General features: G+C 38.0%; 6 protein-coding genes. All 6 read right to left on the bottom strand.

The window, feature by feature from the left end:
- Positions 1-89: 89 nt before the first annotated feature.
- On the bottom strand, positions 90-1,682 hold the full coding sequence (locus G7050_RS12855) for a RagB/SusD family nutrient uptake outer membrane protein (RefSeq protein ID WP_166116019.1): 1,593 nt from the start codon (positions 1,680-1,682) through the stop codon (positions 90-92).
- Between the two features lie 13 nt (positions 1,683-1,695).
- Complete coding sequence (locus tag G7050_RS12850; RefSeq protein WP_166116017.1) at positions 1,696-4,746, bottom strand: TonB-dependent receptor; 3,051 nt, start codon at positions 4,744-4,746, stop codon at positions 1,696-1,698.
- Positions 4,747-5,580: 834 nt separating this feature from the next.
- On the bottom strand, positions 5,581-7,587 hold the full coding sequence (locus G7050_RS12845) for a glycoside hydrolase domain-containing protein (RefSeq protein ID WP_255499144.1): 2,007 nt from the start codon (positions 7,585-7,587) through the stop codon (positions 5,581-5,583).
- Complete coding sequence (locus G7050_RS12840; protein ID WP_166116015.1) at positions 7,580-8,485, bottom strand: glycerophosphodiester phosphodiesterase family protein; 906 nt, start codon at positions 8,483-8,485, stop codon at positions 7,580-7,582. Before G7050_RS12840 ends, G7050_RS12845 begins: the two co-directional genes overlap by 8 nt.
- Before the next feature lie 87 nt (positions 8,486-8,572).
- Positions 8,573-10,102 (bottom strand): RagB/SusD family nutrient uptake outer membrane protein, encoded by a 1,530-nt coding sequence (locus tag G7050_RS12835; protein ID WP_166116012.1) that lies wholly within the window; start codon positions 10,100-10,102, stop codon positions 8,573-8,575.
- Positions 10,103-10,127: 25 nt separating this feature from the next.
- The gene (locus tag G7050_RS12830) at positions 10,128-13,430 is read right to left on the bottom strand and encodes a TonB-dependent receptor (RefSeq protein ID WP_166116010.1); all 3,303 of its coding nucleotides are present in this window, start codon (positions 13,428-13,430) and stop codon (positions 10,128-10,130) included.
- Positions 13,431-13,440 lie beyond the last annotated feature (10 nt).

The following is a 13,440-nucleotide window of genomic DNA, read 5'->3' as shown; positions in this document are numbered from 1 at the left end:
AATTTCTATTTTCGAAGCTATGCATCCTCTGAAATTTTCAAACCCTGCTTTAGTATTAAAACAGGGTTAAAAAAAATATTTAATAGAAATTAGTATCCCGGATTATTAGGTAATAAGTTGTTATTCTTATCGATTGAAGATTGAGGAATAGGCAAATAAATATTTTTGTCTGCAAATTTTCTCTTTTCCACAAAGAAGTTAGCACCATTCAAATTTACTTTCCTGTCCCCATTGGGTAAAACATCATCTAAAATAGTCCCTTGACGACAACCTAGTGCATCTCCATTCATCACTTGGTGAGCAAGTCCCCAACGGATAATATCATAACGTCTTAGCCCCTCGAAAGCAAATTCGGAACGACGTTCGCGACGAACTAATTCTCGTAATTTATCTTGTGTATTGTATTTGGTTCTGTCTACGGCTGGCATTGCGGCTCTTGTTCTGACTCTATCTAAAGCATCATACATTTCAGCATCTAATTGGTTCAATTCTATTTTCGCTTCGGCTAATGTCAGAAGAACTTCGGCATATCTGAAAATCATAATGCTTCGCCCCGTATTCCAAAATCCGGAAGGGAATTGTTCCAAATTATTGAAATACTTCTTGAAATTATAACCCGATTTAGTTGAATTGTTCTCTTTAGTCGGATGATCTGCATTTCCTGAAACAACAGAACTGAATATCTCTCCTTCCCAAAGTTGTCCGGGATAAATTAGAGTCTGTCTTAAGCGGGGATCCCTGTTTACGTAAGGATTGGTATCGTCATATTTGCCTGCTGCCTTAGCTTCGGCTATCGTTAAACCATCAGCGGTTTCATAATTATCAACTAATGATTGCAAAGGGACTACCGACGACCATCCTCCTTGACTGTTAGGAAGGAATGGGGTTAAGTCCATAGAAAGATTATTTTCGATATGTTCGTATTGAAGTATTGCTTCTGAGTTCGTATCTCTGTTTGCCATCAAAAACAGACCTTCGTATGAAGGGAATAAGTCGTATCCTTGAATTGCTTTTGCTACTTCAATGGCCTCCTTGTACATTCCTTTGAATAAATACATGCGCATTAACAAAGCTTGTGCCGCACCTTGGGGAATGCGTCCTGTTTCGCTGGACGAATGTTTTTCTACAAGACTGGGAGTAATTTCTTTTAGCTCAGATATTACAAAATCTTCTACTGTTGCTTTGGGATCTCGACCAACTCTGGCTTCTTCGGGAGTCGCAAAAGTTTTGGTAACCAAAGGTGAATCGCCATACCATTGAGTCAGTAAAAAATAACGGTATGCTCTGATAAAACGAACTTCGGCTACATACTTTGTTTTTAAACCTTCGGTTCTGAAGTTTACCCGATCGATATTTTCTAGAAACTCATTACACTTGCGAATAGTAACAAAAGAGAAGATAGCTGTAGAACCGGGGTCACCGGGAGACATCGTTCCATCTCCAATAGCTTGATAGCCTTCGTGGCGGTGAAAATTATAAGCATTATCGGAACCACAATCGCGATACATAATACCATAACTATCCTCAAAACCTCTGTAACAACCGGTCAAGGCCAGTTTTGCATCGTTTTCTGTTTCCCAGAATGTACCTGGAGAAAGGGCATCACCCGGCGCTCGGTCAAGAAAATCCGAACAAGAAGTAAGAGCAAATACCGAAACTAAAAATAATATATATTTTTTCATGATTTAATCCTCCTTAAAATGTAACGTTAATACCAAATGAATTCACCATCACCTGAGGATAGTGGCTACCTCTTCCAACCGGAGATTCAGGATCCCAGCCTTTTACAAAGCTTGTAAATGTCAACAGGTTTTGAGCACTATAAAATACTCTGACTTTAGATATTTGCATATTGTGAGTTAGTTTTGCGGGAAGTGTGTATCCTAATTGTAGATTTTTCAAACGTAAATAAGTACCATCTTGTAGCCAATAAGAAGATATTACACTGGGCATACTAGGTCCGCTTTTACCCTGACTACTCAAACGGGGTACATTCGTATTTGTATTTTCCGGAGTCCATCGGTTACGCCAAAAGGTGGTAGGTTTACCGTTATCTCCATTCAGCTCTCCAATAGCTTCTGATTCCATATATCCTTTACCTCCTGCTGTTCCTTGAAAGAATAGGAGCATATCGAACCCTCTATAAGTTGCTCCTAGATTAAAACCAAAGACAAATTTAGGATCGGTACAACCTATTATCACTCGGTCGGCAGCATTCAGCACTCCATCACCCGATACATCTACGTAACGCAAGTCACCCGGTACTACAGTTCCTTGTATGTTATTTGTCGGCCAATTGTTTATATCTTCTTGTGATTGGTATAAACCGTCGGTTTTATATCCATAAATACTATTTAAAGAGCTTCCTACTCGTTTAATGTCTTTTCCATCAATAATTTCGTTTTGTCCGGCAAGTTTCAATATCTTGTTTTTATTGTATGCAATATTACCACCGAAAGAAAACATTACGTTCTTCAATTGCTTATTATACTGTGCCGAAAACTCGATCCCCTTATTGGATACTTCACCTACATTGTCCCAGAAGTTTTCTAAAGCATATGTGTCAGGTGTAGGCACTTTCATAAGGATATCCGATGTTAGTTTGTCATAATAGTCAACGGTAATATTAAGATCGCTAGTAATACCAACATCAAGACCGATGTTCCATGTGCGTGTTTCTTCCCATTTAAGGTTTGGATTCTTGGCATAAATGGTTGCTCCACCGGGTACTATTTTACCTCCGAAAGCATAATCCTGATCTTTTAGAGATAAGGTAGGGATGGTAGGGTAATAATCGTCTAAAGCTGCTTGGTTACCCAATTTACCCCATGATGCTCTCACCTTCAAATTCGTAATAGAGGTTCTTAGAGGTTCCATGAAGCTTTCTTCCGAAATACGCCATGCTCCCGAGAATGAAGGGAAAAATCCCCAACGATTGGCTTCAGCAAAACGAGATGAGCCATCGTAACGGAAGTTAGCTTCGAGTAAATATTTACCTGCATAATCATAATTAAGGCGACCAAACCATGATAACATAGCTAGTTCTCTGGTATATCCTTCGTTTTTCATACCTGCGGTACTACCTCCGTTTAAATCGCTCAGGTTATTACTAGGAAAATTTTCACGATAGGCATATGTATATTTGTAGTGGTAATATTCGGAGTGAAAGCCTCCTAAGAATATGAAATTATGATTACGATTAAAGCTCTTACTATAATTTAAGAAGATATCACTTGCGACTGTTTCGTTCGAATAGTCTCGTTGGTGCATCTTGTTTGGACCTTGGTATTTATAAGGATTGTATTGAATATCTTTTATAAATTCGTTTTGGTCTTCGGTGAATGTTTTGTAAGAGAACACTCCTTTTAACGACAGGTCTTTTATAAACTCGTACTTAATTGTTCCTATTCCTAAGAAGTATGCTCTTTTTTTCAAAATCTGCTGTCCCAAATCTATCCATGCAATCGGGTTACCATCACTTATTGTTCCATAATCACCGTTCGATTTACGATAGGGAATCCATGGTGAAATTAGATTTACTTGTCTGAAAATCTGGTCTGCCCCTCCTCCTACATACGAGTTTGTAGCTTCTTCTAAGTCCATACGAGTATAAGATAGATTGACGCCAACATCAAGTTTCGAGATTGGGTTGATGTCCAGGTTGGTTCGTATATTGTATTGTTTCTTACCTGTTAATTTGATCACACCGTCTTGTTGAAGATAACCTACCGATGTCATGTAACGGGCTTTGTCTGTACCTCCGCTTACGTTCACACTATGATTAGTCTGAAATCCCGAACCTTGATAAAGTAAGTCTTGCCAATCGGTATCTGCAAAATTATCAGGATCAGATCCATCTCTGAATTTTTGAATTTCAGCTTCTGTAAATTTTAAGCTTTTACCATCATTTTTAAGAGCTTCGTTATACATTTCAGCATATTCTGCCGATCGTATATACTTGGGCAGTGCCGTAGGTGTTTGCCAACCAAAATTTCCGGAATAATTGACTTGCGACTTACCTGCTTTTCCCTTCTTTGTAGTGATTAAAATAACTCCATTTGCCGCTTTTGCTCCAAATATAGCCGAGCTTGCAGCATCTTTCAAAACAGTTAATGTTTCGATGTCATTAGGATCTATATTGTCCATTGTGGCTTCTACTCCATCTACAAGTACCATCGGGTTGGCATTGTTTAAAGTTCCTACACCACGTACCCTTATAGTACCTCCATCACCACCCGGCAATCCGCTTTTTTGAGTAATGGTAACACCTGGTAATAATCCGGCTAAACCTGCAGACACATTGGTAAGAGGTCTATTTTCCAGCATTTTGCTATCTACAGTAGCCACTGATCCTGTCAGATTTATTTTTTTCTGTGTACCAAAACCAACTACTACAACTTCATCCAGTAATTCGGTGTTTTCTTTCAACTTTACGTCTATTACTTTGCGTGAGCCTACGGGTATCTCTTGTCTTTGGTAACCGATATATGAATAGACTATCACTGCATTACCGTTGGGTACGGTTATAGTGTATTTACCATCGATATCAGTAGATGTTCCAATTGTTGAATTTTTAACAGCAATTGTAATCCCAATCATGGGTTCGTCCTTTTCGTCCAGTACTGTACCTGTGATGGTTATTTGTGCATGGGTCGACATCCCCAAGCCAAGCATTGCCATCATTAGAATTAGCACTTTAAAGAAACCACATTCTCGTTGTTTCCTTTTTTTTAGTTTGTTGTTCATGTTTTTAATTGATTTAGGTTAAACATTATTGTATAAAAAAGTTTGGTTGTGAGTATTGAAGTGAGTATACGTAAAAAAGACCAAGCCGATTATATCGGTATGGTCAAGCATCGTTTTAAATAAATAGGCAATATTAAGCTTTGCTCGAAAACAAGGTTTCCAGAAAATTTGTTGCTAAGAAAAGAATAGTTTATTTTATAGCTCTCTCTCTCTCTCTCTCTCTCTCTCTCTCTCTCTCTCTCTCTCTCTCTCTCTCTCTCTCTCTCTCTAATATTTTAGCACAATTGGCCAAATCTAAACAGTTAAAATTTAGATTTAAATATACATATACATTATTTTGTGCTAATAATACCGTCATTTCTTTTGTGATAATTAAAGGATTACATATAAACCGAAGTTCATGATAAAAGGAAAGGCAGAAATGCTTATTAGTAATAGTATTCTTGGTTAATTATTTTACTCTTATAAAAAAACATCTTATTTTATCGGTAGTAAATCTCACTGTGAACAAATATAATAATTAAACTGGAAAAATGTTATTTACTTCAAACAAATTTATTAAATGGGTCGCCAATAATTGCAAACCGAGGTTCTTTCCGCAAAAAGGAAAAAATATTTTGTATGTATTTCATTCATGTACTTTACTTTCCTACTAGTAACAATACTCACATTGTCGCTTTTCAAAATTGTTTCTTCTCTAAATTGAAAAGCTCACTCATTTAAAATAAATAATTTGAGTGTTTTTCCAATGTTGCTTAACACAATGGTGATCCATCGAGTGGAGCTACTTTAATTGTGAACCGAAAACCATTTCACTCATAATAAATGCATAAATCAGTAATTTAGTATAAGCTCTCCCCCTTTTCTTATTTCATGATGAGAGACCGACATATCATTGGCTTTCTTACCATTAATAAAAACACTCTTTATAATAAAATTATTGTCGTTTTTCTTATTTATAGCTTTTATAACAAAGTCTTTACCATTATCTAAATGAAGCGTAATAGAATCGAAATTGGGTGATACTATTTCATAAACAGGTTCGCCAACCACAAGTGGATATAAGCCTATGGAGGCAAAAATATACCATGCACTCATTGTTCCATCATCCTCGTCCATTTCGGGCATATATCCCTCAGGTGATAGTTTAAAAGCTTTGCCATAATATGGTACAGGATATGCGGCATTTCCTCCATATATATGAATCATATCATCGTTAATAATCTGCTTAACGAGTACCTGCGACTTTACAGGATGTCCCAACTTATTATAAAGGAACGGAACTTGTATATCCGGTTCATTCCCTTGATTGTACATACTATTCTTGAAAAATGTATCTAACTGTTCTGCTAAAATCGATTCACCCCCAACTTCTTCAATCATTTTATTCAGATATTGAGGTGATGCCCATCTGTATTGCCAGCGTGTACCCTGATACAAGCCATTGTTTTTCATTTGCGAAAAAGTGGAATCTATATTCTTAAATTCTTTATTCCATGTTTCAGTAAAGAGGCTTTGAGATAATTGGCTATAATGCTTAGAATCTTCCTCATGTCCCAATAGCTTGGCAAGGTTAGCCATCGCCCAGAGATCGTTGCAGGCTTCTATTTTCTGATCGGGAGATTTCATTCTGAGAGTATTAATCTCGTTCTTCAACCCTTCATAAGCCTCGTTTATATATGTCGGTTTAATACCTTTCATATAAGCATCAAGCAATAAAATAACAGTATGTTCGGTGCGTACAGATGGTGTAGATTCATGGTCTGTCGACCAATCTTGCTTACCGTGTACATAAAGTTTGCAAAGAGAGTTGCAAAAATCGGACATTGCATTAGCATCTATCAGAGTAAGCAGTGGAAATTTGGTGCGGTAAGTATCCCATATAGACCAGGAACTATAATACGAAAAATCGGTCGCTTTGTATACATTTCCATCTGTGCCTAAATAGTCTCTGTTCAGGGATGTTACATTAGCCGGACTGAGGAATATACGATAAAGAGATGTGTAGAACAGCGTTTTATTGTCTTCGCTGCCTTCTACATCTATTACAGACAATTTTTTCTGCCATACAGATTTAGCTTGCTCTTTGAGTTGCTCGAAGCTATATGCAGTTATATTTTGATTTTCAGCTCTGGCAGTCTCTATACTGATGGGCGATACGGCAATTCGCATCTCAAAAGGTCTATCTGCAGTTTCGCCAAAAGATAAATCAAGTACACCGTTTTCTTCGGATAACAGAGAGCAAGCCTGATTTGCTATCAGGTTAAAATATAGCTTATACGCACCCTTATCGCAAGTATTAGCTGCTTGTATATAACCAACTATTTCGGTCGGTGAAATAATCTGATACTCCATTGCCAAGAGTTTGGTTAATGACGAACGTAGGTCAACCGATATATTTTTATCGGATTCGGCACTATAAGTAAATCGCTCTATAACGACATTATGGGTTGCCGTGAGTTCGGCTTTTACTCCATTGCTCAAACCTGTTGTATAATAGCCGGGTACAGCAAATTCGGATGATTTATCAATAAACAGCGAATCGGTAGATCTGCTCGGCTTTATACTTATATTACCGCCAGCACCACTACACCCAACTCCCGAAAGCCTGTTGATCGAGAATCCCGATATTCGAGTAATATCAAAGTCATAGCCGCTATGGCTTCTGGGATCAGAATCGGGACAAGCCCTTACCATACCATACGGTACTGCTGCTCCGGGATCTACCTGCCCGTTATCGCCTGCCGTGCCAATAAACAAGTTCACATATTTACTGTTATCAGAAGCAAATACCTGTGCTGATAGTATTAGAATGAGTAATAGGGATAGTAGCTTATTCATGTAATCCTTTATTCTTTAAGTACAGTAACAATTCTTTAGGTCTGTCGGTCTGAATCATTTTAACGCCCTGATTCAGCATCCAACCCCACGTTTCATCTTCTTTGTTTTGTTCTACCGCCTTATCGTCGTGCCTGCCTGCACACAAGCTTGCCCAAAGGGAATTGATCCAAACTTTTGACCCATTCTTACTGATTTGGGCTATCAGATCTATCACATCCGTGTTTTCTTCGGAGAATACACATTCAATTGCAACAGGCTTATAATCTGCAAATTTATTTATTTGAGTTTGTGCACCCTTACTATTCAAATCTATTATAGGCATATAAACTATCTTATTAAGTATGTTTCGGTATTTACTTAATAACTCTTCATAACCTGTGCCCGATTTAAGGATTACCTGATTGGTAGTTCCCGTTTTTTCCAATAAATCATATACCTCAGCCATATATTCGTAACCTTTATCTATGTTTATCCAAATCTGACCTTTACATAAACGCAGAGCCTCCTCCAATGTCGGTATACGATGTTCTGTAACTGCTCCTGCACCGTTTCTCAGGTATAAGTTTTGGATATCTGACAAGTTATAATCCGATACTAAGCCTTTACCATTGGTTGTTCTGTCTAAGGCTTTATCGTGCATAACAATCAATTGTTTGTCTTTTGTCATTTTGATGTCGATTTCAACAATGTCTACACCCATCTCGATAACGTTTTTGATTGCTTGTAACGAATTTTCGGGAGCATTACGCCAATCTCCACGATGAGCGATCACAAAGACTTTCTTTGAGTCACGATTTAATAACTCTTTAGAGCTTTCTGCAAATCTGTTCTGAGCATACAAAACAGATGTAAAACATATGAATATAAGAAGTGTAAAGGTAATTTTAGTTTTAAACATATAGCTGCTTTTTATTTTGAGTCATCGTATTCTTATTGAAAAATAGTATGGCAGAGGCTTAGCGGAACTCTGCCATACTACACTATTTTAGTAGCCTTCGTTTTGCCACATTTTCTCGGGGTCTAATTTCCATTCATCAAAAGGAATGGGGTAATAATAATCTTTTTTACCAAAATTAGCAAGACTCGATACTCCATAATCATCCTGAGATTTTGTTTTGAAATATTGAACCAATTCGTCACTGTTAAAAAAACGAAGCAAATCGAACCATCTTTGATTTTCAAATGCCAATTCTACTCTACGTTCGTGTAGAATTGCAAGTTTAAGAGTCGGATATTTCGATTTATATAAAGCATCGTTTTGCATTTCCTGATAAGTAGGTATGCCGGCTCTTTCTCTTACCTGATTAAGATAAGAAATTGCCTGAGCCTCGTTTCCTAAATACATATTCACCTCAGCAAGCATCAATATAATATCAGCATAACGCATCAAAATCCAGTCGTTACCACCATAACCAAGCGTTCCGGCTGCATCGCTTGTGTCTCTGAATTTGGTAATAAACCATGATTTTGCATTCGCATTATCTGCATATTTTACCGAGAAGCTCTTTCTGGTATCTGTTTCTTCGTATTCTTTGACTAAGTCGGGTTTTACAAAAGTTCCACCACCTTTCACTTTCTTTTGTGAATTGATAGTCTCACCCTCTGCCTGATTATTTGCTGCTATGGACGAAGAATAATCTTTGTCTCCTTGTTTGTAAACTATCTGAAAAATTATTTCGGGGCAAGTACTTTTCTTTTTTACGTCAAACACATCTCCGTAAGGGATCTCTTTAAGTAATCCGAATGTTCTCATTGCATAGCAGTCCGACAAGTACTTATTGGCATTTTGCAAATTCCCTTGTTTGTTGCTTTCGAAGCGAGTAGCCATTGTCAGATACACTTGTCCTAATAATCCATTAATAGCAGCTTTGCTTGTATGTCCTTTACCTGCTTCATTTTGTATATTTGGCAATTTACTATCCAAAGCATCTGTCAGATCCGCTATTATTTGAGCATAAACAAGTTCTTGTTTTTCTCTGTATGTATTGTTTTTGACATCCTGATAGGTTTCAAAATAGGTTGTAGCCAAAGGCACATCTCCCCATTTGCGTACCAATTGAAAGTAGACTAATGCTCTTAAGAATTTCGCCTCTGCAATGTATTTCTTCCTGTTATCCGCATTTTCTATTTTAGCCTGATCAATGTAAGTAAGCACATAATTGGCTCTCGAAACAGCATCATAAAGTGCTACATAGTGTTTTTTCAAATATGAATTGCTTGGCAGTAACGAAAAATCGTTAAACTGAAACGGTTCGCCGGCATTCGATTGATTATCATTTCTTCCGGTATTGTCCGAACGTTCTTCGGTATAAAGGGTGCTCGATTCGCCTAGACAATCGTTATGTCTGATAGCAAGGTACACTCCGGCAAGGGCTTTGCTTACATCATTTTCGGTTTTAAGGTATTTATTTGATGCTGTCGAGTTAGGATCTTCTTCGTTTAAGAAGTCGCTGCATGACGAAAAGAGTGTTAGTAAGCTCAATAAAATGAGCGAATGTATATAATTGATTTTCATATTCATATTGCTTTAAGACATTTGATTAAAAAGTAACTTGAACTCCGAAGTTGTACGATTTTGCCAATGGGTATTTTCCATAATCTACACCGGGTGTAAGGTTAGCACCGTTATTATAGTCAACATCAGGGTTATATCCCAAATAGTTGGTTATCGTAAACGGGTTGTTGGCAGAAGCATAAAGGCGTAAATTTGCAATGTTGTTTCGGGTTATTTTAGCAATTGCCGGAAACGCATAACCGACTGTGACATTCGTACATCGCAAATACGATCCGTCTTGCAGATAAAATGTAGAAAGGCGTGTACTATTACTTTGAGTAGATCCTCTGGCTGCTCTGTAAACTTCGCCATTACCGGGGTTTTGTGCATTTCGGTATCTGTCGTTTACAACTGAGTACTGATTGCCTGAGCCTTCCATATTGAAAATATAATAATCCTGTCCATCCAGAATCTCATTTCCTACCGAGCCGTTAAAGGCTGTTCTTATATCCCATGTTTTGTATCTGGCACTAAGCATGAACCCGAATGTAAAATCGGGATGTGGCGATCCTATGATGGCTTTGTCTTCGTCATTTACAACACCGTCGTTATTTGTATCTTCAAAATAAAGATCGCCGGGTGCTAATTTTGTTGTAGATGACGTAGAACGGGCAGGTCCTTGTAGCTTATATCCTTCGGGGAAAGATTGGGTCGCCGCATTGTAAAACTTATCATCCTTGGCAATATTTGCCATATCAGCTTCTGTAACCATACCTTTTACTTTGAACCCATAAAACATACCTATAGGTTGCCCCTCCATTGTTATATGCGTTTTGTATGATCTTTCCGCTCCATTGGTAATAATAGTACTGGCTCCCCCCATATCAATAACCTTATTTTTATTGATCAGAATATTTCCACTGGCATTCAAATCAAAATCTTTTGAAGAAATGATTCGTCCGTCTACTTGAAGATCGAGACCCTGATTGCGGATTTTTGAATCGGGAAGGTTAGTCAACATAGACGTAGAACCCGAAATAGCAGAGATAGGTTGGTCAAACAATAAATTGAAAGTATGACTGATAAAATAATTGGCTGATAAAGACAATCTTCCGTTCAAAAGTCCGAGGTCGGCTCCGAAGTTGAATTGAGAGGTCGATTCCCATCCCAGATTTTTGTCTTTAAATCCACCGGGATACATCGATGTGTTGATAGTTCCGTTACCAAATACAACACCAGTCGGTTTAGACATGGTTTGCAAAAAGTTATAGTTACCAATATTATTGTTTCCGCTCAATCCCCAGCTAGCTCTTAGACGCAATGTAGACGAATTACCCAACATATTTTTATAAAACGCCTCATCCGAAGCATTCCATCCTGCCGAAACGGAAGGGAAATATCCCCAACGATTGAGTGTGCCAAATAGCGAACATCCATCTCCACGGAATGAAGCAGTTAAGAAATACTTGGAGTCAATGCTATAATTAAGTCTTGAGAAATACGATAAAAGACTCCAATTCGATTTCTTAGTGCCATTGTTTAACGTAAAATTAGACGGATCTGCACCTTTTGCCGTAATCTCTTGGATATAATCATCCTGAAACCCTTTTGCAGTAATATCTATTATATCTGTCAGGTTTCGTTGCATCGAATAACCTACTACACCATTGAGCCTTTGTTTGCCAAACGTCTTATCAAAGTTGACTGTAAATTCTCCCAAATAGTCGGTATTCCTTTTATTGGCAACCCGTGCAAAAGCGGCAGCCATAGCGGCATCAGACGAAGGGGCATTAGTACCTGTACTTAAAGTAGTAGGTCTGTAATGCTCAAATTTTTCATTGTAGTTATACATCGCCAGATTAGCTTTAGCTTGTAGATATGGCGTAATTTTATATACTCCGAACATATTGTAAGTATGTCTGTCTGCCGTACGTTTTATCTTAGTTTCGCTCGCTATTGCCAACGGATTTTCAATTTGTTGAAAACCGTATTCTGATGATAAATTAGACATTTCAAACTTAGAAAACGAGCCATCTTCGTTGTATGCTTTAAATATGGGGGCATATACCAAAGCTCCTAAGATAGGACCTTTGTCGAAACGACCTTCTTCCACCTCATTGTTCCAGTTATTAGTCATAGCCAGATTAGTACCAACTGTAAGTTTATCGTTCACATCAATGTCGATATTAGCCCTTAAGTTTAAACGGCGTTGTCTGGTGGTGATGATGATACCTTCTTCATCTTGGTAGCCTGCATTTACTAAATAACGTACCGATTTTCCTCCTCCGAGTATAGACAGATTGTATCTGGTAGTCAGTGCATTTCTATATAATTCATCTTGCCAGTCGGTATCTTGCTCGGGGCTTATTACTTTTTGATTTTTGAAATCATACAAGAAATCGGGAATCTTAACTCCAGAATTGCTACTACCAATATTTTTTGTACGGGTAGCATTATCATGGCTATACATAGAGTCATCCCACGATTTTCCGGCATTAATAATCATATCTTTGTATGTGTTGTTGCGTCCGTCAACAAGCAATTCTGCAAACTCCTGAGAGTTGAGCATATCTATTTTCTTACTCAGTTGATTGACTCCTATCTGGTAACCGAATTCAATTTTAGGCTTTCCTTCTTTTCCTCGTTTTGTGGTAATCAAAACCACCCCGCCTGCTGCTCTCGAACCATAAATGGCTGCCGAAGCGGCATCTTTAAGAACTTCGATCGATTCTATATCTTCGGGGTTAATAAATGGGTCGCCGTTAGACGGATAGCCGTCTATAACATATAGTGGATCGGAGCTGGCATTAATGGACGCAACACCTCTAACTCTTATTTTCACACCATCGTAGGGAGCACCGCTTGTCTGTGATATTTGTACACCGGCTACTTTACCAACCAGACCTTGTCCGAGATTAGGTGCTGTTGCATTTAGCTCTCCCGCTTTTACACTTGACACAGCTCCTGTAAGATCGCTTCTACGCATACTTTGATAACCGATAACGACTATTTCATCCAATAGTTTGTTATCCTCATCCAATATTATTGTTAAGTTATCAGTTCCTGATATTTGTACTTCTTTTGATGTATATCCAATCAACGAGAATATCAGTGTCGAGTTTTTGTTTTCAACCTGTAGCTCGAATTTGCCATCTATATCACAGGCTGTACCTTTGGAAGTTCCTTTTATCGTTACAACAGTACCTATCAGTGGCTCTCCTAGTTTGTCCGTTACTATACCTGTTACTTTCCTATCATTTAGTTCGTTTGCAGAAAGGCTTTGCGAACTCAGGTAAAATATCCCTGTCAGAAACAGGATCAAATGATACATTACTTGCTTTTTCTTCATTTTAGTTATT

The organism is Dysgonomonas sp. HDW5A, from assembly GCF_011299555.1.
In the GTDB taxonomy this organism is placed as follows: Bacteria; Bacteroidota; Bacteroidia; order Bacteroidales; family Dysgonomonadaceae; genus Dysgonomonas_A.
The sequence above is the reverse complement of the archived record's forward strand: the minus strand, read 5'-3'. Positions and strand labels throughout refer to the sequence as shown.

What these genes read in the sequence shown, in the direction of transcription:
- G7050_RS12855 (WP_166116019.1), bottom strand. Translation starts at nt 1,682, where the DNA reads ATGAAAAAATATATATTATTTTTAGTTTCGGTATTTGCTCTTACTTCT.
- G7050_RS12850 (WP_166116017.1), bottom strand. Translation starts at nt 4,746, where the DNA reads ATGAACAACAAACTAAAAAAAAGGAAACAACGAGAATGTGGTTTCTTT.
- G7050_RS12845 (WP_255499144.1), bottom strand. Translation starts at nt 7,587, where the DNA reads ATGAATAAGCTACTATCCCTATTACTCATTCTAATACTATCAGCACAG.
- G7050_RS12840 (WP_166116015.1), bottom strand. Translation starts at nt 8,485, where the DNA reads ATGTTTAAAACTAAAATTACCTTTACACTTCTTATATTCATATGTTTT.
- G7050_RS12835 (WP_166116012.1), bottom strand. Translation starts at nt 10,102, where the DNA reads ATGAAAATCAATTATATACATTCGCTCATTTTATTGAGCTTACTAACA.
- G7050_RS12830 (WP_166116010.1), bottom strand. Translation starts at nt 13,430, where the DNA reads ATGAAGAAAAAGCAAGTAATGTATCATTTGATCCTGTTTCTGACAGGG.